Source organism: Geitlerinema sp. PCC 7407 (assembly GCF_000317045.1).
GTDB lineage: Bacteria > Cyanobacteriota > Cyanobacteriia > PCC-7407 > PCC-7407 > PCC-7407.
The window spans coordinates 4,344,926-4,365,709 of sequence record NC_019703.1; the positions used below are offsets into that span (position 1 = coordinate 4,344,926).

Below are 20,784 nucleotides of genomic sequence, written 5' to 3' on the forward strand. Positions count from 1 at the left end.
TTAAAGCTCTCATGTCCTCTGCGTGGACTCAAGTGAAGGACAGACAGCCCTGCGATCGCCCATGACTCAAACTCTTCCCCTGGTTTCGCCCCTTCTCGTGGCCACGGATGGCTCACCCAGCGCGCTGCTGGCCCAGCGCCTGGTGTACCCCCTGGCGTCGGTGGTGAAAATGCGCGATCGCGAGCCCGTGCTCCACTGTCTGACCGTCGAGCCCAGGCCCAGCCGCCGCCGAGCCGCCGAGGCCGAGCCCCCAGACCCCGAAGAGGCTTCAGGCGAAGCCGCCCCCACCGCCAGCCAGAACGCCGTGCTCGAGGCGATCGCCGCTGACCTACCCGCCGATCTCTCCGTCAGTCTCCAGGTCCGCCAGGGCCGACCCGCCAACGAGATTTTGCGCTACGCCCGCCGCACCCGTCCCGGCCTGATCGCCCTCGGCCAGCACGGCGTCGGCGGCGTGCGCGAGCTGCTCCTCGGCAGCGTCTCCTCGGCGATCGCCCGCTACGCCGACTGCCCCATCCTGATCGCCCGCCACCCCGAGACCGAAGCCCCCACCGAAGCCCGCTGGCAGCGCATTTTGCTCGTGGTCAACGGCTTTCCGGCCACCAAACAGGCGATCGCCCTCACCCGCCAGATCTTGCCCATCGGCGTTCAGCACGTCAGCATCTTTTGCGTCCAGCCGCCCCTGACCAGCCAGTACCTGTTTGGCCCCTTCGCCACCCCCACCCCCAACTCCCAGCTCACCCTGTCCCTCCAGCAGGTCCAGCACGAGCAGAGCGAGCAGCTCATCCATCAGGCCGAAGCCGCCCTCGCCGATAGCGGCATTGACGTGAGCAGCCAAATTCAGATTGGCGAACCTGGCCCCCTGATCTGTCAGCTCGCCCAGCATCACCAGTCCGACCTGATCATCGTCGGGAGCGATCGCCGCCCAGCCTTCCGAAATATCCGCCTCAACGCCACCGGCGACTACCTGATCCACCACGCCCCCTGCCCCGTTTTGCTGTGTCGCAACCCCCAAAACGACACGGCGCACCCCGCCGAATCCCCCTAGCGGCGTCTCAGCCCCTCCCAGCGCATGTCAAAATCTAAATAAAATAGAAAGGATCTATCGCCAGACACTTTCCCCAGCTCCACGACTCAGTAGGCTCCCAGCCTCTCTATTTGAATCGTGACGTGATCCTTGATTCCTTGACTCTCGAGGTAAAGAGAGATTGCATGCAATCATCTCCGACAGATCCGGCAGAATCTATCCAACAGGAAGCGCCCCTACAGCTCCTGCTGTTTGTCGATCGGCGACCTAGCTCCCGAGAGCAAATCCGCACCATTCGCAACCGCCTCAAAAATCTTGAGGCTGAAACGCCCTTTGCCCTCGAGGTCATTGACGTCGGCGAGCAGCCCTACTTAGCAGAGCACTTCAAGCTAGTCGCCACCCCCGCCCTGCTAAAAATTTGCCCTGAACCTCGCCAAACCCTAGCCGGCAGCGATCTCGTCAAGCAGCTAGAGCACTGGTGGCCGCGCTGGCAGCGAGCCGCCGAAGAATACCTCGCAGCCCAGACCGCCGGCGGCAAGAAGCTACATCCCGAAGGCAATCCCAGCTCCGTCGCCCGCTCCACTGAGCTTATTTACCTTTCCGACGAAATCTTTCGCCTCAACCAGGCCAACGAGAAGCTCCAAGAGCAGCTCCAGTTCAAAGATCTGATCATCTCCATGCTGGCCCACGACCTGCGCAACCCGCTGACGGCAGCCTCGATCGCCCTAGAGACCCTGGAGATGGCCTACCAGCAAAATGCCGATACTCAGCGGGCCTCCCGCCTCACCCCCGAGCTGATGGCCCAGCTGCTGCGCCACGCGCGCACCCAGACTCGCTCCATCGATCGCATGATCACAGACATCTTGCAGGCTGCTCGCGGCAGCAGTACGGAGCTGTGCATTTATCCCCAGGGCATCGATGTGCGGGAGCTGTGCCTAGAGGTGCTGGACGCGCTCCAAGAGCAGCTCCAAGGCAAAAACCTAGAAGTCTGGGTAGACATTCCGGCGGATCTGCCGCGAGTCTATGCCGATCGCGAGCGGATGCGTCAGGTGCTGATGAACCTGATGGACAATGCGATGAAGTACACGCCTCCCGGCGGCAAAATCGGCATTTCGGGGCTCCATCGTACGACCCAAAAAGTCCAGATCACGATCTGCGACGATGGTCCCGGCATTCCCGAGGAGAACCGCGAGAAGATTTTCGAAGATCGCTTTCGTCTGAAGCGGGATGAGGGCCAAGCGGGTTATGGGATTGGCTTGGCGCTCTGCCAGCGGATTATTCGGGCCCATTATGGCCAAATCTGGGTGGATTCTGCGCCCCAGCAAGGTAGCTGTTTTCACTTCACGCTGCCGGTGTATCGAGCCTAGGATGGCGACAGTTTGTGAACGCCTCGGGCGCTGATCCGACGGCAGAGTGCTGAGACCCGCTGGGCCTCAGCCGAGCTCTGGCTGAGGTCCGCCCCGAAAAGGCGATCGCCATCGACCATTTTCTTAAACCAATTAATACTGTCACGGTTGTAAATCTACTGACTTACCGCCTCATTTCGTTCATTTAAATTTATCTTTGGACCTAGGATTGCCCCGCAGTTGACAAGGGGGCGATCGCTTCTGTAGAAAGAGAGTCGACCTCGCAAAAAGCGATCAAACAGCCTGCTTCTCTTTCTTCGTTGCGGGTGTCTTTTGATTTTTTAGAACGCCGAAAGACCGTAGACAAAATTTACTGAGTATTCAACATACCTTCGATCAAAGTAAGCTACGGATCGGATTTTTGAGCATCAAAACGTGTCTTTAAAAGAGTTTCATCGGCGAGCACGGCGTTGATAAGCTAGGATTTTCCGTAATTTTCCTGAGAAAATCACCAGAAGGCGATCGCCGAGAATCTGTGAATCAGCCTTCAATTTTGTCACAAATATCACTGCGTTTTCTCAATCAAGACCCAAGCCCAACGGTCTCGATCTTTATCAGATAATCGTTATTTTTCTCTAAGTCCTCTTGCAAAAATTCCGGAAGTTAGAGCTAATATATTTCCAGATTCATTTCGGCCCTGAATTCCGTAAAGGCTTAACAAAGAAGTCGTAAAGATTTCAACAAGTTCAACGGATACCAGACTATCAAAATAGATCCGCCATATCGCTGATCTGATTTTGGTTTTATTAGTGTTAGCTTCTAATTGCCAACCAGAGATTCTTTTGGAAACCTCTAAGTTCTCCAAGCTAAACTTTGAGAAATCAGTGATTCTAAAAAGTCTCGCGGGAGCTGTTACGGTTGCCTGGTTTTTCTTGCCAGTCACGCTGTCCGTCCTCGAACATCCTTAAGCGTACTCTCGTTCCAATGAAATCTGATTCTCTGGAGTTTCAAAAGAGCCAACCTGATGTTGGCGTTTATGAATGTGAAGTCCATTTGAAGTTTCGCCTCATAGAAGAGAAAGGGGCTCTCAGCGATCGCGATCAGCTGCTCGAAATGCTGCTCGACGCTTTTTCTGGTGGTGCCGATGAATATCTCGAACTGATTCAGGCAGTAGCCAAAGCCGAAGAAGTACCCGAGATTCATACCTCCCCCCAGATGCGGCGTCAGATCATCCGGCTCCGCAACTCCCGAGACTAAAACCCGTTTGCCTGTTCTTTGGGCCAGCGGTTTCTGTCTCTTCGAAACAGCCAGCGTCCCGCTCGTTTTGCACCAAGTTTTTCCCTTCCCCTGTTGATGATTCGGCCAGTTTCGCGGGAGCAGTGGGTGACCAGCACTCCGTTTCAGGTTCCTGGACGCCCACTCCTGCCCGCCTCCTCCGGCCCCCCACAGCCCCACCTGTGGCTACCTGAGAGCCCCGGCTCATCCCCCCGAAAAAAACTTTTTGAGGGTGTTGACAAGCTTTAGGAAATTGATTAGATTAAAAAACGTCAAAGGCACGCGCCCCCATCGTCTAGAGGCCTAGGACACCTCCCTTTCACGGAGGCGACGGGGATTCGAATTCCCCTGGGGGTATCTAAGACTAGATACGAACCAAAGCGGCTCAAGGAATATAAACCTTGGGCCGTTTTGGCGTTTAAACGCGTCAACCAGCAGCAGCAAAAGTCGGCAAATTTTCGGCCCTGGGCAGTAGGTGAAGGGTCAATAAAGTGCGACGGATTGGTGATCCGAAGTGGAGCACCTGTTATTACACTTTTTAAATCGCGAGAAGCTTTGAGGTCCTCCGGGATGAAGATTCTAGTACTGACCTGGGAGTTTCCTCCTCGGATTGTGGGGGGCATCGCGCGTCATGTGGCTGAGCTCTACCCTGAGCTGGTGAAGCTGGGGCACGACATTCATCTGATGACCGTGGAATTTGGGGAGGCGCCGCTCTACGAGGTCGTGGAGGGAATCCATGTCCACCGGGTGCCGGTGGGGCCGAGTGAGAATTTTTTCCACTGGGTTGTCAATATGAATGAGAGTATGGGGCTCCACGGCGGCAAGCTGCTGCTGGAGGAAGGCCCGTTTGACATCATTCATGCCCATGATTGGCTGGTGGGGGATGCGGCGATCGCCCTCAAGCATACGTTTAAGGTCCCTCTGATTGCGACCCTGCACGCGACGGAGTTTGGACGCTACAACGGCCTTTACAACGACACCCATCGCTACATTGCGGGCAAGGAGCGGGAGCTCGCTTTCAATGCCTGGCGCGTCATTGTGTGTACGTCGTATATGCGCCAAGAGGTCGGGCGAGCGCTGCACACGCCCTGGGCAAAGGTCGATGTGATCTACAACGGCATTCGGGCTGAGAAGAAGAAGCGCCAGTACGATTTTGATTACTGGCGTTTCCGGCAGCGCTACGCCGAGGACGGCGAGAAGATTTTTTATTATGTGGGCCGGATGACCTACGAGAAGGGGCTGTCTGTGCTGCTGGCGGCGGCGCCCAAGGTGATTCAGGAGATGCACGGCTACGCCAAGCTGGTGATCATTGGGGGGGGCAACACGGACGCGCTGCGGCGGCAGGCCTGGGACCTGGGCATCTGGGACAAGGTGTTTTTCACCGGTTTCATGCCAGAAGAGGATCTAAATCGCTTCCAAACGGTGGCGGACTGCGCGGTGTTTCCTAGCTTGTATGAGCCCTTCGGCATTGTGGCGCTCGAGAGCTTCGCGGCGCGGGTGCCGGTGGTGGTGTCGGATACGGGCGGCTTCCCGGAGGTGGTGCGCCACACGAAAACGGGGGTGGTGACCTGGACCAATAACGCGGATTCTTTGGCTTGGGGCATTCTGGAGGTGCTGAAGAACCCCGACTATGCGCAGTGGCTGGTGGACAATGCCTATGAGGAGCTGGATCGGCGGTTTCGCTGGAGTGACTTGGCGCGGCAGACGGAGGCGGTCTATGAGCGGGTGTTTCAGGAGCGATCGCAGACAGCCTGGTAGGGGAGAGGCGATTAGCTTTCATAAACAAAATCAATAATTTATTTCAAAATTAATTAGATTGATTTATGTAGCGGCGTGATAGCGTAATTCCAGAACGATTTGACGCGACGAGGTGGATCATGGAGCACGCTGAGCGCATTCGTTGGCTGCGAGAGTTTACGCTGTTTGGCTCGCTGGCGGAGGAACCCCTCAGTGCGATCGCCGCTGCTGTTGAGGCGGAGCCAATCCAGCCCAACCGCCGTTTGGTGATGGAGGATGCCGCTAGGCCCGATCTGCTGATCTTGCGGACGGGTCACTGGGAGAGCTACCACACCGCTGAAAGTAGCGCTGTCAAGGGAGTGAGCCTGCTGCCGGGCAGCGTCGTCCATCTGAAGGAGCTGCTGCTGGAGCGTCCGGCATCGCAAACGGTGATCACCCTGGATGCAGGGGAGCTGTGGCGGGTGCCGCGAGAAGCGTTTCTGGCGATCGCGACGGCCCATCCAGAGATTGGCCGGACATTTTCCCAGCGGCTGGCGGCGGAGCTAGAGCAGGTGTCGTCCCAGCTGGCCTACGAGCAGGAGCGACAGGGAATTTTGCGGCCCTATGTGGTGCCTAAGGTGAGCCGGGGCATTATTGGCACCAGTCGCTATGCGAAGCGGCTGCGCGACGCGATCAATAAGGCTGCGGGCGATCGCCAGCCGGTGCTGATTTTTGGCGAACCGGGCCTAGGCAAAGACAACGCAGCGGCGCTGATTCACTTTGGATCGCGCGATCGCCGAGAGCCGCTGATCAAGGTGAATTGCGACACCCTCCAGACTAGCGGGGCAGAGCTGTTTGGCCGAGTGGGCGGCAAGCCCGGTCTGCTAGAGGCGATCGGCCGGGGCACGTTGGTCCTCAATAATTTGCAGGAGCTGCCGGAGGTCCTCCAGGACAAGATTTGGCAGCTGCTGAAAACCGGCGAGTACTCTCTGGTGCGGCGGGATACCGACGGCGAAGCGCCCCGCCGCCGGACCGAGGCGCGCCTGATCCTGACCGCCGAAAAGGCTTTTCCCCAGCTCGATCGCCAAAAGCTGCTCGGGCACAGCATCAAGGTGCCGCCGCTGCGGGTCCGCAAGGCGGACATCGAGGCGCAGGTGGGCTACTACCTCAGTCTGTTTTGTCGCAAAAAAGGGCTGGCGCGGCCGCACCTGACGCCCGAGGCCGTGCGCCGTCTGCAAAGCTATGATTTTCCGGGCAACCTGACGGAGCTCGAAAGCCTGATCGAGCGGGCCTTGCTCCAGTCCGACAACCCCAATGAGCTGACCGATGAGCTGTTTTGGTCTGCGAGCACCAAGGGGCGACAGTTCCGGCTCAATTTGCTCAATACCTACCCGGCCCTGCGCCGATTTTTGCGCAGTCCCTGGTGGCCCGATCGCCTCAACTATGGCTTCACGCTGACGGTGTTTGCCCTGGTGGTGGCGGTGCTGATCCTCGGCCCCCAAACGCGCGATCGCAACGTTGCTCTCAATCTCTTCTGGGCCTGGTGGTGGCCTCTGGTGTTGATCAGCTTTCCCTTTGTGGGGCGGCTGTGGTGCGCCGTGTGCCCCTTCATGATTTACGGCGAGCTGATGCAAAAGCTGTCCCTCAAGCTTTTTCCCCGAGACCTATTGCCCTGGCCTCGGCAAATGGCCGACAAGTGGGGCGGCTGGTTTCTCTTTGGGCTGTTTGTGCTGATTTTGCTGTGGGAAGAGCTGTGGAATCTGGAAAACACGGCCTATCTGTCGGCCTGCTTGCTGCTGCTGATCACGGCGGGGGCGGTGATTTTTTCCCAGCTGTTTGAGCGGCGATTTTGGTGCCGCTATCTGTGCCCTATCGGCGGCATGAATGGCCTGTTTGCCAAGCTGTCGATCGTTGAGCTGCGCGCCCAGCAGGGCATTTGCTCAGCGAGCTGCACCACGTATCAGTGCTACAAGGGCGGCCCCGAGAAGGGGGAGGGCCAGGAGACCAACGGCTGTCCGGTGTACTCTCACCCGGCTCAGCTCACGGACAATCGCAACTGCGTGATGTGCATGACCTGCCTCAAGGCGTGCCCCCACCGCTCGGTGGAGCTAAATCTGCGTCCCCCCGGCATCGAGCTGTGGACAACCCATACGCCGACGGCCTATGAGGTGTCGCTGCTGTTCTTGCTGTTTGGGGCGGTGCTGCTCCATCGGCTGCCGGAGATCACGGCGGCGCTGGGGCTGGAGCTGCCGCTAGAGAACTTTGCGGTGCATGCGGGGGTGTCGGTGCTGGCGCTGGCGCTGCCGGGGGCGATCGCCCTGTTGGCCCACGGCGCTGTGCGTCTTTTCAACCGCCATTTTCGGCCCCGGCCCTTTGTGGAGCTGGCCTACGGCTATTTGCCTTTGGTCCTGGGCAGCAGCTTGGCCCACTACCTGCGCCTGGGCCTGACGGAGGCTGGGCGCATCATTCCGGTGTCGGTGGCGACCGTGGGCCTGGAAGGGGCTGGGCTGCCGGTGGCGGTGGCTCACCCGGCGGTGGTGGCGTTTTTGCAGGGGGTCACGCTGATCGGGGCGGTCTGGCTGAGCGTGATTTTGACGCAGCGCATTGCCCGCCAGTCCCTGGGAAGTCTGCTACCCCAGCATTTGGCGCTGGTAGGGCTGGGGGCGCTGTGCTGGCGCGTGATTGTCGGCTTGTAGGGCGCGCGATCGCTAGAGTTGGCCGTCGGTGTCGGGGGCGACTTCGATGCCGCCTTTGCCTTCTTTAGCGATCGCCTGCTCGGTGATCAGGTCCCGCAGCTCGTCAATGTGAACCCCGATGGTGGCACAGGCCTGCTTGAGGGTTGTTTGGAAGGCTTGCACATCGTCGCCGTAGCCGCTTTGGCGGGCAGCCACCTCCAGGCCTTGGGCGGCGTTGGCCTTGGCGCAGTCGATCAGCTCTAGGCCGGTCAGGCGTTGATTGGCGGTCATGGCAGAAAATTTCTCTCTTCGGTGGGTAGAACAGGCAATCGATTAAAGAGCCGTGGGCTCTTGGTCCTAGCCTAGCGATCGCCCCTCGCCTCGCGCATCGACTCGGAGTGAGACCTCGGGAGCGATCGCTCTCCACCATTCGAGAGAAAGACCAGGTTTTCGCCCATTTTTCAGCTTTTTCGGCCCTGGAGCCAGTAGGTCTGCATGTCGCCACGTCCCTTGACCGCGATCGCCCCCCGCGACTCCAGTTCGAAGTGCTCCTTCAGGCGATCATAGGTTTCGTGGGTGACCTGGATGCCGCCCGCAGCGCCCTGGGACTCCATGCGGCTGGCAATATTCACCGCGTCGCCCCACAGGTCATAGATAAACTTTTTCAGACCGATCACCCCCGCCACCACGGGGCCGGTACTAATCCCAATGCGCAGCTGAAACAGCTCGCCATCGTCGCGCCGAAACTGTTTGATGGCCTGCTGCATGTCGAGGGCCATGTGGGCGATCGCCTCCACGTGGTCGCTGCGCGGCACCGGAATGCCGCCCACGGCCATGTAGGCGTCGCCAATGGTTTTGATTTTCTCGAGGGCGTAGCGATCGGCGAGCTGGTCAAAGGCCGAAAAAATCTCGTTGAGCAGATCTACGAGCTCCGTCGGCGAGATGCGGGCCGAGAGCCCCGTGAAATCGACAATGTCTGAGAACAGGATCGTCACATCCTCAAAGCGCTCGGCGATCGCCCCTTGGTTTTGCTTGAGCTTGGCCGCGATGGGCTGGGGCAAAATGTTGAGCAGCAGCTTCTCCGATCGCTCCTGCTCGGCCCGCAGCGATCGCTCCGCCTGCTTGCGCTTCGTGATGTCCCGCACGATCAGCAGCGCCTCCTCCGGCCCCGCCGCCACCACCCGCGCCTCATAGTCTCGAGGAGCCGATCGCAGCTGTAGCTGATATTCAAAGGCCTGAGTCTCCCCCGTCCGAATCGCCCGCCGGGTCGCATGCACATACTGCTGAGCCAGCTCCAGCGGCAGCACCTCGTACACGCTCTTGCCGACGCGATCGCTCTCGGTGACCAGCTCAATATTTTTTGCCTGGATGAAATCTAGGTAAATGCCCCCCGAGTTCAGCCGCACAATCAAGTCCGGCACCGCCTCCAGCAGCGCCCGATTGCTGCGCTCCGTCGCCTGCAGCGCCGCCGCCAGCTGGTCGCGATCGCCCTCGGCCTTCTCTTGCAGCTCCCGCGTCTGGGCCAGCTGCTCCCGGAGCGCAGCATTTTCAGCCTCCAGCGCCTGCACCTGCGCCATCCACGGCGCCGCAGTCACCGACGCCCCCTGCTCCTGAAAATCGGAATGATTGGTCATAAGCTCCGCTCTAGAGCGCGTATTCGGAGACTTTTGGTTTGCTTGCTGCCCATTGTGGCCTGAGGTTTCCGATCGCGCCAACAGAAGCGGCAAAATCCGCCTGCGGCCTCGATTTGCCTCCCCAAAATTGCTCACTCACGAGCGTCCCCCGCTACGGTACCCTGGAAAGAGTGTCTTTAAGATCCTTGATTTCAAATCGCGAGCCCTATGTCGTCCACCGTCTCTAGCTCTCCCCGCACCATCCGGATCGCCTCTCGCAAAAGCCAGCTCGCCCTAGTGCAGACCCACTGGGTCCGCGATGAGCTGCAAAAGCACTATCCCGACTGGACCTTCGAGATTCAGGAGATGAGCACGCAGGGTGACAAGATCCTGGACGTGGCGCTCGCCAAAATTGGTGACAAGGGTCTGTTTACCAAAGAGCTAGAAGTCGGCATGCTCAAGGGCGAGAGCGACTTCGCCGTTCACTCCCTCAAGGACTTGCCCACTCGCCTTCCCGAAGGCCTCATGCTGGGCTGCGTCACCGAGCGGGAAAATCCCGCAGACGCCCTGGTCCTCCACGAAAAGCACCGCGACAAGCAGCTCGCCACCCTGCCCGAGGGCTCGGTGATCGGCACCTCTTCGCTGCGGCGTCTGGCCCAGCTGCGCCACCACTTCCCCCACCTCCAATTTAAAGATGTGCGGGGCAACCTCAACACCCGTCTGGCCAAGCTGGAAGCGGGCGAGTACGACGCTTTGATTTTGGCGGTGGCCGGTCTCCAGCGTCTGGGCATGGGCGATCGCGTTCATCAGGTGATTCCCGCCGAGATTTCCCTCCACGCGGTGGGTCAGGGTGCCCTGGGCATCGAGTGCCGCACCGAAGACCCCGAGATTCTGTCGCTGCTGAAAGTTCTGGAGCACACCGAGACGGCCCAGCGCTGCTACGCCGAGCGGGCGTTCCTGCGCGAGCTGGAGGGAGGCTGCCAGGTGCCCATCGGCGTCAACACCGTGATTGCAGATGGCGTCCTCACCCTCACCGGCCTGGTGGCCACCCTTGACGGCAAGACCTTGGTCAAAGACGTGGTGAGCGGCGCGCCCGAAGAGGCAGAAGCCCTCGGCGTCGAGCTCGCTCAGAAGCTCAAGGACCAAGGCGCTGAGGAAATCCTGGCGGCCATCTTTGCAGAGGTTCAGCGTAGCTAAGCGGTTTCTGGCTCCCTTGAGCGGGCTGCCCTAGCGCAAAATTTTTGAAGAACACAATGAGCGCCCTGCTCCGACCTGGTGGTCTGGAGGGGGCGCTTTTTGCTGGGACGCCGAGAGGGCGAAATGAGGCGCGCTTGACGTGTACTATTTTGTAGTATAGTTTGTAGTACATTACCAAAAACGGCCAAAGCTTCCAGTTTGTCAGCCTCGAGATGACGCCTTGAGAGGTTCTGAAGTTGCCTGGAAATAGCGTTCTGGTGTGCCCCCGACGAGGATTTCGCCATGCAGCCTGATTTACTTCTGAGAGCCGAGCAGCTTGCCTACGAGCTGCCGACGCGATCGCTCTTTTCTCAGGTGCAGCTGACCCTGCGATCCCTCGATCGGGTGGCACTGGTCGGCCCCAATGGCGTCGGCAAGTCAACCCTGCTCAAAGTGCTGGCAGGACAAAAGGCCGCAAGCCAGGGCCGGGTTGAGCGGTACGGCTCGGTCTGGTATGTGCCCCAGGTGGACACGCTGGCGCTCCCTGACCCGGTACCCAGTGTGCTGGAGTTTGTGGCGGGCCAGCGCGAGGACTGGTGGGTGGTCCAGCAGACCCTCGAAGAGACGCTGTCCACCGGGTTAGACTGGGCGCTGCCCCTCGATTGCCTCAGTGGCGGCGAGCGCCTGAAGCTGCATCTGGCGATCGCCCTAGCGGCGCAGCCCGATGGACTGCTGCTGGACGAGCCCACCAATCATCTGGATCTGGCGACCCTCGAGGTTTTGCGAAGGGCGATCGCCCAGTTTCCGGGGGCCGTACTGCTGGTCTCGCACGATCCGCTGTTTCTAGACCAGACCGTGTCCCAGGTGTGGGAGCTACAGCCGACAGGCCTACAGCGCTACAGCGGCACCTATTCTGACTACCGAGCCCAAAAGGCCACGGAGCACCAGGCCGCTCTCCGCACCCACGAGACCGCCCGCAAGGAGCTACAGCGGGCAACGGCATCGGCGCTCAGAGAGCAGCAGCGCGCAGCTCAGGCCTCGCGCCAGGGACAGCAACAGTTTCTCAAGGGCAGCATGGATCGCTGTATGCGCGGGGGCTTTGCCAATTGGGCATCGGGCAGCTCGGGGCGGGCGTCTCAGCGCCATGCCGCGGCGGTGACGGAGGCCCAGCAGCAGGTGGCCAGCACCAAGGTCTTTGTACCCAAGGCAACCTCGGTGCAGCTCCAGGCCGTGAGCCCGAAACGTCGGCAGCTCCTGCAGCTCGAAGGGGGACGGATCCAGGTGGGCGATCGCCTCTTGCTGCGAGATCTGCAGCTCCAGTGCCAGACGGGCGATCGCCTGATGCTGTCGGGGGCCAACGGCAGCGGCAAAACCACGCTGCTCCAGGCCCTGCGATCGCGCTTTGCGGGGGAGCCTACTCCCGAGCTCCAGGCCGAGAGGCTCACGGTGTCCCCGGCAGCGTCGGTAGTCTATCTCGATCAGCACTACGGCTTCGTCGATCGCCAAAAAACCCTGCTGGAAAATCTTCAGGGGGTCAACCCGTCTCTGTCCTATCAGCAGGTGCGCCAGCAGCTTGGGCACTTCTTGTTTTGGGGCGATCGCGTGCATCAGCGCGGCGGGGACCTCAGCGGCGGCGAGCTAGCCCGGCTGGCGATCGCCATGATTAGCGTGGCGGCCATCGACCTGCTGATTTTGGATGAGCCAACCAACAATCTCGATGCGGAAACGGTGGATCAGATCGTAGAGTCTTTGAATCACTTCGGTGGTGCTCTCTGGGTGATTTCCCACAATCTCGACTTTCTCAGCCGGCTCTGCCTCACCCAGGTTCTGCACATCCAAGACCAGCGGGTGCACGCCCTAGGCCCTGCTTCCCAGGACGCTGCCGCGCTCTATCAGCAGCTCCACATCCGCTACTGACAAGCCGGTCCCTGCGGCTTCAGCGCTTCCCCGATAGACCCCTCGTCCCTCGCTCCTAGCCCGTCCACGAGTGACATACTCCTACACCGATACTGACGTATACGGTGCAGGCTTCTCAGTGACCCCTGGTAACCCATCGGGCGTATCCTGAGCTTTATTGACGGAATGCCCTACCGCCAAAGACTTGATGTTGATCGCTGCATTGTGGTCACGGTCCATCGTCAGCCCGCACTCAGGACAGGTATGAATCCTGTCCTGAAGTATTTTAGGCACCTTGACCCCGCAACCAGAGCAGTTCTGAGACGTACCGCTGGGATTCACTTCAATCGTTAGCAACCCGGCTCTTTCAGCCTTGATTGCCAGAATTTGCAGGAATTGACCCCAACCAGCATCGTGAGTTGACTTTGCCAGTTTGCTCCTGGCAATGCCTCGAATATTCAGCTTTTCATGAGCAACATGATTTCCTTTGGATAAAAGCTTGTTTGCAACCTTGTAGTGAAAGTCTTTTCGCTGGTTCGAGACTTTCAGGTGTGCTTTGGCCACTCGTTTAATCGCCTTTTTCCGACGCTTGGAGCCTTTTTTCTTGCGTGAAAGACTGCGCTGCAACCGTTTTAGGCGCTTTTCAGCTTTGCGGTAGTGCTGGGGGATGGGTTCTTCTTGCCCTGTGTCATCTACCAAGAACGACTTCAAGCCCAGATCAATCCCAGTCGTATTTTCAAGGCTTGGAGCATCAGGTGTGAGAACAGGGACTGATGAATCCTCCAAGCTCAGAGTCACATACCAGCCATCGACTTTGTAGCTGACGGTGGCAGTCTTGATCCTGAAGCCTTCTGGTAAGGGACGGTGCTGAATCAGTTTTACCCAACCAATCTTGGGGAGATTGATCTGTTTGCCCTGGATGCAGTCTTGCTTTGCTTGCGGGAAGGTGAAGGAGCGATAGCGGCCTGCCCCTTTAAAGCGAGGTCTACCGCTTCGCTTGCCGTTGCAGTCTCCTTTGAGCCAGCGGTCAAAGGTCTTTTTGACCCGGCCAATGCAGTCTTGCAGAACTTGAGAGTGAATCTGCTGGTACTCCGGGAACAGTGCCTTGGAGTTGACCAGGTCTCGTTTCTGGGAGTAGAAGTCAGGATTTTCTCGCAGTTCTGGCAGATGACAGATCAGCGGGCAGGCGTTGATGTCACAGCGGTTTTGCTCATACCAAGAGAACCGCTCACCAAGACGGTAGTTGTACTGTCTGCGCAAGAGTTCCAGCCATTCGCTCATCAAGGCGACTTGACGGGAGGTTGGACGCAGTCGGTACTGGTAAGCAGTTCTCACTTCAACATTTTACTGGGTGAGATTTTTCAGCATACGTCCATTGAGCTGGAGAGTATGATTTTCTGATTTGAGGCGAAAGAGGGGGTTCCTGACGGGGCTGATAGGCTCTCGCGTCAAACATAGTTCACCGACCGTCCCGCCATGAACGCGCCTTCATCTCATGCCAAATCAGAGATTATGGACGTGAGGCTTCTGGCTGAACTAGCTAAACCATCCTTTTCTTGGCGGCCAACGCTTCAGCGCTATGACGATCTACTTCTACCTCGAACGGGAGCAGCCCTACGGCTGTTTCTCCAATTTCGCGCCCTACGGCTTTGTGCTCGACCACCGCTACTGGCTGACCAGCGAGCACTATTTTCAGGCCCAAAAATTTGTCGGGACGCCCTACTTTGAGCAGGTGCGCCAAGCGCCCACCCCCAAAGATGCTGCCAATCTGGGGCGCGATCGCTCCTTGCCCCTGCGTCCCGACTGGGACAACGTCAAGGACGCCGTGATGTGGCGAGCGGTCCTGTGCAAATTTCAGACCCACGCCAAAATTCGCGAAATCCTGCTCGCGACCAACAGCGCTCTCCTCGTGGAAAACGCGCCCCACGACTATTACTGGGGCTGCGGCGCCGACGGCAGCGGCCAAAATCGCCTGGGCCAAATCCTGGTGGCGGTGCGGGAGCATTTGCGCCACGGGAGCACCTCCGAGGCGCGCTCTAGTGCAGATCCGCTTCCCACACCCCGATATACACGCGGTCTTGGGCATCTCGCTCAATGACGCCTTTCAGGTTGCCCACCGAGAAGGCGTACTGATCGCGATCGCGGTCGTGCACTGCCGCCAAGCCCTGCTCAATGGCCGGAGTTGTGCGGTTGTTCAGCATGCCATTGAGCGCCGCCCGCATCATGAAGCGGTCAATTCCCTGGCTAAAGGAGGCTTCGGTCTGGCGAACGCGGCCCGTGTCGCGATCGTAGAGATAGCCCAGGGAAACGCGCCCCGGCACCGGCTCGTAGAGCGCTGACTGGGTGTTGGGCCAGTAGCCTTCTCCGCTCTGGGCTGGCTGCCCCAGCTCACGGACGATCGCCTGCTGATCGGTGCCCGTCGGAAACCCCCGCACAACGGACAGCGCCGAGGAGTTCGCGGCAGACTCTTGTTTTTTGGGCTTGTCTTTTTTGGGTTTGGGCTGGGGCTGCTCCGCCGCCGGGGGAGCCTCTTGAATGGGTTCAGGCTCAGGAAGCGGCGACGGAGAGACCTCGGCAGGGCTAGGCTCAGGGAGCGGCGTTGCGGAGGGCGGGGGGCTGGCGGTCGGGGTGGGGGTACTGGCGATCGGGGCTTCGGGCGTAGGCGCGCTGGGCGTAGGAGTCTCAGCGGGCACAGAGGGGGAGGTCACCGTTGCGGGCTGGGGCTGGCGCGATCGCAGGGCTGCCGCCATAGCGCCCCCGGCGATCGCCATCACCAGCGCCAGCACCCCCCACAACACCCAGGGCGATCGCTCTTTCGGCACGCTCTGGGCCACCTGGGTCTTGGGCGCCAGCGTCGGCTCGACCGGCCCTCCTCGAGGCGCTACCACCAGCGTCGCCGCCGTCACCGTTCCGGGCTCCTGCGTGACCGCCGCTTCGGCTACCGCCATCGTCACCGGCGGCAGCAGCGCCAGCCAGGCCGCCACGCTCTCCGGACGGTGACGCGCTTCCACCGCCATCCCCCGCATCACCGCTTGGCTAACCGCCGGACTAATCTGGGGGTTGACCTCGCGGGGGGACGCCATCGGCTGGCGATCGCGCAAAATCGACGCCGGCGGGACCTTCGCCGTCAGCAGCGCATACAGCGTCGCCGCCAGCCCGTACACATCACTTGCCGGCGTGTACTTGCCCTGGGATAGGTACTGCTCCACCGGCGCATAGCCCGCCGACACCAAACTCGTGTGGGTCTGCGTCGCATCCCCCGAAAACTCCCGCGCAATCCCAAAATCGATCAGCACCACCTCCTGGGTGCCCTCCCGCAAAATAATGTTTTGCGGCTTGATATCGCGATGCAGCAGCCCCTTGGCGTGGACCACCTCCAGCGCCGCCCCGATCTGCCGGATGTAGTGCAGGGCGATCGCCTCCGCCAAAGGCCGATCTGGAAACACCAGCTTGTCAAGAGGCGCGCCCGGAATATAGTCCATCACCATATAGGGCAGACCATCTTCCTCAAAAAAATCGCTCACCCGCACAATATTCGGGTGGACACAGCTTGCCAGCCGCCGCGCCTCATCCTGAAACTTTTGATAAGACCCCCCAACCTCTCGCCGCGCTTGGGTCGTCTCATTGAGCGTCTTGATCACCACCCCTTGTCCCAAGAAGTGATGCATCGCTCGAAACGTCACGCCAAAGCCACCCCGGCCTAGCTCTTCCTCCAGGGTGTACTTGCCACCTTGCAATGTCTTACCCACGAGAGAATTCATCGGGACTGCCCCTGTTTCAGACCAATCTTGTTCACTCTAGCTCACCTACTTTTCTGCCCTACGCCCCAGGACCTTATCCAGTCCTCTTCCTAAAATAGAAATAAGTTTCAGTAACCCGTCAGCCTCCTCTTCGCCCTAGCTCCCTCCTTTGCGCAAACGCATTGACCGCTGACCTCAGAACCTGACGAGTTGCTGCATCAGCCCCTCCCAGGAAAGTCTATGTCTAGCCCTCTTGTCCCCACCCGATTCCCAAGAGTTCCCCTCTGGCGCAGGGGGGCCGCCTTTGGTTTCGACTTTGGGATAGCCTGGTTCCTGAGCTTTGCGGGTGGCACTCTGGCAGTTCCGCTTTTTCTGCTGGTCTGGTTTGGGCTGCGGGTTGCCCTGCCGATCCGCAACCACGGGCAGAGCCCCGGTCGATGGGCCTTCAATTTGTCCTTGATCTATGAGCGCTTTGACCTGACCCCGAACTTTTTTGATCTGCTCAAGCGCGAGAGCATCGCTGGCTTGGGAGCGGTCTTACTCATGCTGGCCCTGACGCGCATCGATCCCGGTCGCAGCTGGGTTTTGCTGTGGATGCTGCCCTTGCTCGCAGATTGCAGTTTGGCCTTCGCTGGCCCGCCCAAGCCGCAGGCCTTCCACGATCGCGTGGCCCACACCCTCGTGATCGGCACCCGGCGGGGCTATGCCTTGGACCTGCGGCTCCAGCGATGGGCTCAGCGCCTGCCATCGCACAATGTCCTTGCGGAAATGATGCGTCGTGTGAAAAGATAGGAGATCGTGTTTGCTGTCTCCAGTTTGTAACCTAGTAAAACTATGGCTAAGGGCAAAGGCGTCCGAATCATCATCACGCTAGAGTGCACCGAGTGCCGCACCAATCCTGCGAAGCGCTCGCCGGGTGTCTCTCGCTATACCACCACCAAGAACCGTCGTAACACCACTGCACGGATGGAACTCAAAAAGTTCTGCCCCCACTGCAACCAGCACACGGTTCACAAAGAGATTAAATAAGCTCTCGCGCCAGTTGGCGGGAGGCTTTGGCATCTTTGCTACTTCTCCAATCCTTTGAAATCTGCTGCATCACGCTAAGTTCCTATGACCTACTACCGCCGTCGCGTTTCTCCCATTAAGCCGGGCGAACCCATCGACTACAAAGATGTTGATCTGCTCCGCAAGTTCATCACCGAGCGTGGCAAAATTCTGCCTCGCCGGATCACGGGCTTGACCGCTAAACAGCAGCGTGACCTGACCGTCGCCATCAAGCGCGCACGAGTTCTGGCTCTGCTGCCCTTCATCAACCGCGAAGGCTAAGCGTTCCCCGTTAACCAAAGGTGGGGACGCTCAGACTTGCGGATTGAACGTTTATGGCCCCACCTTCTGGTTCAGTTTTGGTTACGGAGGCCGTCTGGGCAATTAGGATAGGTTGCTGACTACACCAGGATTCAGCTTGTGCAAAAGGGAACGCTGATCGAATTTCGCCTGCATGGAGACCGTCGACTGGCTGTTGCGGAGCGTCCAGAGGGCAAGAAGCACTGGATCGTCATTGACGAACGGGGTCAGTCCCACACGCTACATCCCAGACAAGTCACCTACGAGGTCGCGGACCAATCCTATAAGCCGACTGAGATTCCTCAGTTTTTGGCCGAGGTGCAGAACTACCTCGACCCCTCGAGTCTAGAGGTGGCCTGGGAGCTGCTGGTCGAGGATGGAGAAAGCACGACTCCGGCGCTGCTGGCGCAGCTCCTGTTTTCGGACCAGAGTCCGGCGTTTTGCTATGCTGCCCACTCCTTGCTCTCGGAAGATAAGCTTTATTTCAAGCAAAAGGGAGACAGCTACGAGCCGCGCTCTGTTACTCAAGTCGCTGAGATCAAGCATCAGGTAGCCGTTGAGGCTCAGCGTCAGCGAGAGTGGCAAGAGTTTTTGGCGAGGCTTGAAATGGCGCTGGCCGGTGAGTCAGTGGAGTGGGGCAGTGGCGATCGCCCGCGTTTGGATACACTGGAGCGTTTTGCTACTCTGGGGGAAACTGCGAACCATCGGACCCCGGCTCTCGAAATTTTGGCCGCGCTGAAGCGCCCCGAAACTCCTCAAGGCGCTTTTCAACTGCTGGTCGATCTGGGGCTGTGGAGCGTTCACGAGAACCTCTTCCTGCGGCGCAGTCAACTTCCCGTTGAGTTCTCTACAAAGGTCATTGACGTGGCTCATGGTCGTCTTCAGTCTCCGCCACCGGATGCCCATCCCGATCGCCTGGACCTGACGCATCTCAAGGTCTACACGATCGATGATGAGAGCACGCGCGAAATTGATGATGGCCTGAGCCTAGAGTATTTGCCGGATGGGCGGGAGCGGTTGTGGATCCACATCGCAGACCCGACGCGCTGGGTCGAGCCGGGGGATGAGCTGGATCTAGAGGCGCGCCGTCGCGGGACGACGGTGTACCTGCCGACGGGGATGATTCCCATGTTCCCGTCGGATTTGGCGACGGGGCCGATGAGCTTGATTCAGGGCCAGATCTGCTGCGCGCTAAGCTTCGGGGTACTGCTGACAGCAGAGGGAGCGGTCGAAGATTACAGCATCCATGTCAGCCGCATCAAGCCGACCTACCGCCTGACCTATGAGGATGTGGACGAGATGCTGCAGCTTGGCATCACGGCGGAGCCAGAGCTCAATGGGATTGCTGAGTGGGCGCGTCGCCGCGATCGCTGGCGTCATGCCCAGGGCGCCATCAGCATTCGGATGCCCGAGTCTTCGATCAAGGTCCAAGACGATGAGGTGGTGGTCAATGTCCTGGAGGATTCCCAGGCGCGCCAGCTTGTCGCTGAGATGATGATTTTGGCCGGAGAGGTGGCCGCTCACTACGGCCAAACCCACGGCTTGTATATGCCCTTCCGCAACCAGACTCAGCCGGAACTGCCGCCCGAGGAAGAGCTGATGCAGCTACCGGCGGGACCGGTACGGGCCTGCGCGATTCGCCGGTGCATGCCCCGCAGCGAAATGAGTCTGACGCCGGCTCGCCACGCCAGTTTGGGCCTCGACACTTATACCCAGGTGACGTCTCCCATTCGGCGCTACACCGATTTGCTGGCTCACTTTCAGATCAAGGCTCACCTGCGGGGCGAGCCAACTCCTTTTTCGTCGGACGTGATGCAGGAAGTGCTGGCGAGCGTGAGCACGACGGCCTATGAGGCGGTGCTGGTGGAGCGTCAGACCAATCGCTATTGGGGCCTGGAGTTTTTGCGGCGGCACACGGGTGAGGTGTGGCAGGCGATGATGCTGCGCTGGCTGCGGGAGCACGAAAACTTGGGACTGATTTTGCTGGAGGAGCTGGGGCTAGAGCTGGCCTGGCGACCGTCGCGATCGATGGAGCTGGGAGAGCGAATCCAGGTACGGGTCACCTATGTCGATCCGCGCCAGGACATTGTGCAGTTTGAAGAGATGGCGTCCTACGAGACGATGGCCCAGACGGCAACGTCGCTTTAGGGATTGGCGAAAATAAGGGCTGGGCGATCGCCGGCTAGAACCTCGCAAGCCAACCGAGTTCTAGCGGCGATTTACCCAGCAATCCTGAACTTGATTTAGAAGAAGGTGGCGTCGGAGAAGGCGATCGCCTCGGACTGATGGATCGAGAGGAAAAACTCGACCTGCACGTTGCCGAACTGAATCAGGTCCCCGTCGCGCAGCGAGAGGCGCTCGAGGGTCGGGATGCGGCGACAGTTGAGGAAGGTGCCGTTGCTGCTGCCGACATCGGTCAGGTAAAAGCCATTTTCAGGGCAGTAGCTGATGACGGAGTGACAGCGAGACACGGAGCTGTCCTGGATGCTGATGGCACAGCGAGCGCCCCGACCAACGAGCCAGCTACTGCTGAGATCTGTGATTTGCAAATCGGGCGCTGGCGTGAGGTTGGTGGCCAGAAAGCTGGTGCGCTCAGTGGCGATCGCCTGGATATAGTGGGCTGCCACACTGCAGCGCGCCGTCGGATTGAGCAGGGGCTCAATAATCGTCGTGACTTGCTCGAAGTCGTGGTTGCAGTCTGACAGGAGCGATCGCGAAATTAAGGGATTTTGTTGAAAAAAGCTGAGGGCTCGGCGACTGGCATCGGAGCAGATCTGGGTCTGTACCATAGCTTCATTCCAAGGGGCAATTTTCGTGTGTAGCAACAATCCCGTGCACTAGGGGCACAGAGATCGAAAAACGTGGAACAAGCACCCTGACCGAACTGGGCTGACTCAGAAATGAATCACGCATGCCAATAGCTAGCGTAGGCGATCGCGGCGGAGCGGAACTTTTGGAGCGATCGCCGATTTTTGA

18 protein-coding genes and 1 tRNA gene are annotated in these 20,784 nt (G+C 59.4%); 13 read left to right on the forward strand and 6 right to left on the reverse strand.

Going from position 1 to position 20,784, the window contains the following annotated elements; genetic code table 11:
• The first annotated feature begins 61 nt into the window (after nt 1–61).
• Entirely contained in the window at nt 62–1,045 is a 984-nt protein-coding gene (locus GEI7407_RS17755) for a universal stress protein (RefSeq protein WP_015173594.1), read from the forward strand.
• A 164-nt stretch (nt 1,046–1,209) separates the two neighbouring features.
• A complete protein-coding gene (locus tag GEI7407_RS17760; RefSeq protein ID WP_015173595.1) occupies nt 1,210–2,391 on the forward strand; it encodes a histidine kinase in 1,182 nt (393 codons plus the stop codon).
• Nucleotides 2,392–2,995: 604 nt separating this feature from the next.
• Here GEI7407_RS17760 and GEI7407_RS21195 read toward each other — a convergent pair.
• Entirely contained in the window at nt 2,996–3,313 is a 318-nt protein-coding gene (locus GEI7407_RS21195) for a DUF317 domain-containing protein (RefSeq protein ID WP_150109819.1), read from the reverse strand.
• 41 nt (nt 3,314–3,354) lie between these two features.
• Here GEI7407_RS21195 and GEI7407_RS20465 point away from each other — a divergent pair, with 41 nt between their 5' ends.
• The 4 genes from GEI7407_RS20465 (at nt 3,355) to GEI7407_RS17780 (ending at nt 8,057) form a co-directional block, all read left to right on the forward strand.
• Entirely contained in the window at nt 3,355–3,627 is a 273-nt protein-coding gene (locus tag GEI7407_RS20465) for an Npun_R1517 family heterocyst differentiation transcriptional regulator (RefSeq protein WP_015173596.1), read from the forward strand.
• Nucleotides 3,628–3,929: 302 nt separating this feature from the next.
• Nucleotides 3,930–4,002 (forward strand) — tRNA-Glu (locus GEI7407_RS17770).
• 213 nt (nt 4,003–4,215) lie between these two features.
• Nucleotides 4,216–5,403: a glycosyltransferase family 4 protein gene (locus GEI7407_RS17775; RefSeq protein ID WP_015173597.1), complete on the forward strand. Its 1,188-nt coding sequence runs from the start codon at nt 4,216–4,218 to the stop codon at nt 5,401–5,403.
• Between the two features lie 119 nt (nt 5,404–5,522).
• The gene (locus tag GEI7407_RS17780) at nt 5,523–8,057 is read left to right on the forward strand and encodes a sigma 54-interacting transcriptional regulator (protein ID WP_015173598.1); all 2,535 of its coding nucleotides are present in this window, start codon (nt 5,523–5,525) and stop codon (nt 8,055–8,057) included.
• Between the two features lie 12 nt (nt 8,058–8,069).
• Here the strand turns inward: GEI7407_RS17780 and GEI7407_RS17785 are convergent, their stop codons facing one another.
• Complete coding sequence (locus GEI7407_RS17785; RefSeq protein ID WP_015173599.1) at nt 8,070–8,327, reverse strand: hypothetical protein; 258 nt, start codon at nt 8,325–8,327, stop codon at nt 8,070–8,072.
• Nucleotides 8,328–8,497: 170 nt separating this feature from the next.
• Complete coding sequence (locus GEI7407_RS17790; RefSeq protein WP_015173600.1) at nt 8,498–9,670, reverse strand: adenylate/guanylate cyclase domain-containing protein; 1,173 nt, start codon at nt 9,668–9,670, stop codon at nt 8,498–8,500.
• Between the two features lie 207 nt (nt 9,671–9,877).
• Here GEI7407_RS17790 and hemC point away from each other — a divergent pair, with 207 nt between their 5' ends.
• Together hemC and GEI7407_RS17800 are read left to right on the forward strand one after the other, a co-directional pair.
• Nucleotides 9,878–10,846, forward strand: a complete 969-nt coding sequence (gene hemC / locus GEI7407_RS17795) for a hydroxymethylbilane synthase (RefSeq protein WP_015173601.1) — start codon at nt 9,878–9,880, stop codon at nt 10,844–10,846.
• Between the two features lie 282 nt (nt 10,847–11,128).
• Nucleotides 11,129–12,742, forward strand: coding sequence for an ABC-F family ATP-binding cassette domain-containing protein (locus GEI7407_RS17800; protein ID WP_015173602.1), 1,614 nt, complete (start codon nt 11,129–11,131; stop codon nt 12,740–12,742).
• Nucleotides 12,743–12,823: 81 nt separating this feature from the next.
• Here the strand turns inward: GEI7407_RS17800 and GEI7407_RS17805 are convergent, their stop codons facing one another.
• Entirely contained in the window at nt 12,824–14,056 is a 1,233-nt protein-coding gene (locus GEI7407_RS17805; RefSeq protein ID WP_015173603.1) for an RNA-guided endonuclease TnpB family protein, read from the reverse strand.
• 244 nt (nt 14,057–14,300) lie between these two features.
• Between GEI7407_RS17805 and GEI7407_RS17810 the strand changes: the two genes are divergently transcribed.
• The gene (locus GEI7407_RS17810) at nt 14,301–14,819 is read left to right on the forward strand and encodes an NADAR family protein (protein ID WP_015173604.1); all 519 of its coding nucleotides are present in this window, start codon (nt 14,301–14,303) and stop codon (nt 14,817–14,819) included.
• On the opposite strand, the gene GEI7407_RS17815 is transcribed toward GEI7407_RS17810, so the two are convergent.
• On the reverse strand, nt 14,758–16,482 hold the full coding sequence (locus tag GEI7407_RS17815) for a serine/threonine-protein kinase (protein ID WP_015173605.1): 1,725 nt from the start codon (nt 16,480–16,482) through the stop codon (nt 14,758–14,760). The two genes, GEI7407_RS17810 and GEI7407_RS17815, sit on opposite strands and share 62 nt — an antisense overlap.
• A 219-nt stretch (nt 16,483–16,701) precedes the next feature.
• Between GEI7407_RS17815 and GEI7407_RS17820 the strand changes: the two genes are divergently transcribed.
• The 4 genes from GEI7407_RS17820 to GEI7407_RS17830 all read left to right on the forward strand — a co-directional run bounded on the left by GEI7407_RS17820 (nt 16,702) and on the right by GEI7407_RS17830 (nt 19,956).
• Nucleotides 16,702–17,253, forward strand: coding sequence for an RDD family protein (locus tag GEI7407_RS17820; protein WP_015173606.1), 552 nt, complete (start codon nt 16,702–16,704; stop codon nt 17,251–17,253).
• Nucleotides 17,254–17,295: 42 nt separating this feature from the next.
• Nucleotides 17,296–17,490, forward strand: coding sequence for a 50S ribosomal protein L33 (gene rpmG, locus GEI7407_RS20470; RefSeq protein ID WP_015173607.1), 195 nt, complete (start codon nt 17,296–17,298; stop codon nt 17,488–17,490).
• Nucleotides 17,491–17,574: 84 nt separating this feature from the next.
• Nucleotides 17,575–17,790: a 30S ribosomal protein S18 gene (rpsR, locus tag GEI7407_RS17825; RefSeq protein ID WP_015173608.1), complete on the forward strand. Its 216-nt coding sequence runs from the start codon at nt 17,575–17,577 to the stop codon at nt 17,788–17,790.
• A 138-nt stretch (nt 17,791–17,928) separates the two neighbouring features.
• Nucleotides 17,929–19,956 (forward strand): ribonuclease catalytic domain-containing protein, encoded by a 2,028-nt coding sequence (locus tag GEI7407_RS17830; protein WP_015173609.1) that lies wholly within the window; start codon nt 17,929–17,931, stop codon nt 19,954–19,956.
• Nucleotides 19,957–20,051: 95 nt separating this feature from the next.
• Here the strand turns inward: GEI7407_RS17830 and GEI7407_RS17835 are convergent, their stop codons facing one another.
• Nucleotides 20,052–20,597 carry an FHA domain-containing protein gene (locus tag GEI7407_RS17835; protein ID WP_015173610.1) on the reverse strand — a complete coding sequence of 182 codons (546 nt, stop codon included), beginning with the start codon at nt 20,595–20,597 and terminating at the stop codon, nt 20,052–20,054.
• Nucleotides 20,598–20,784 lie beyond the last annotated feature (187 nt).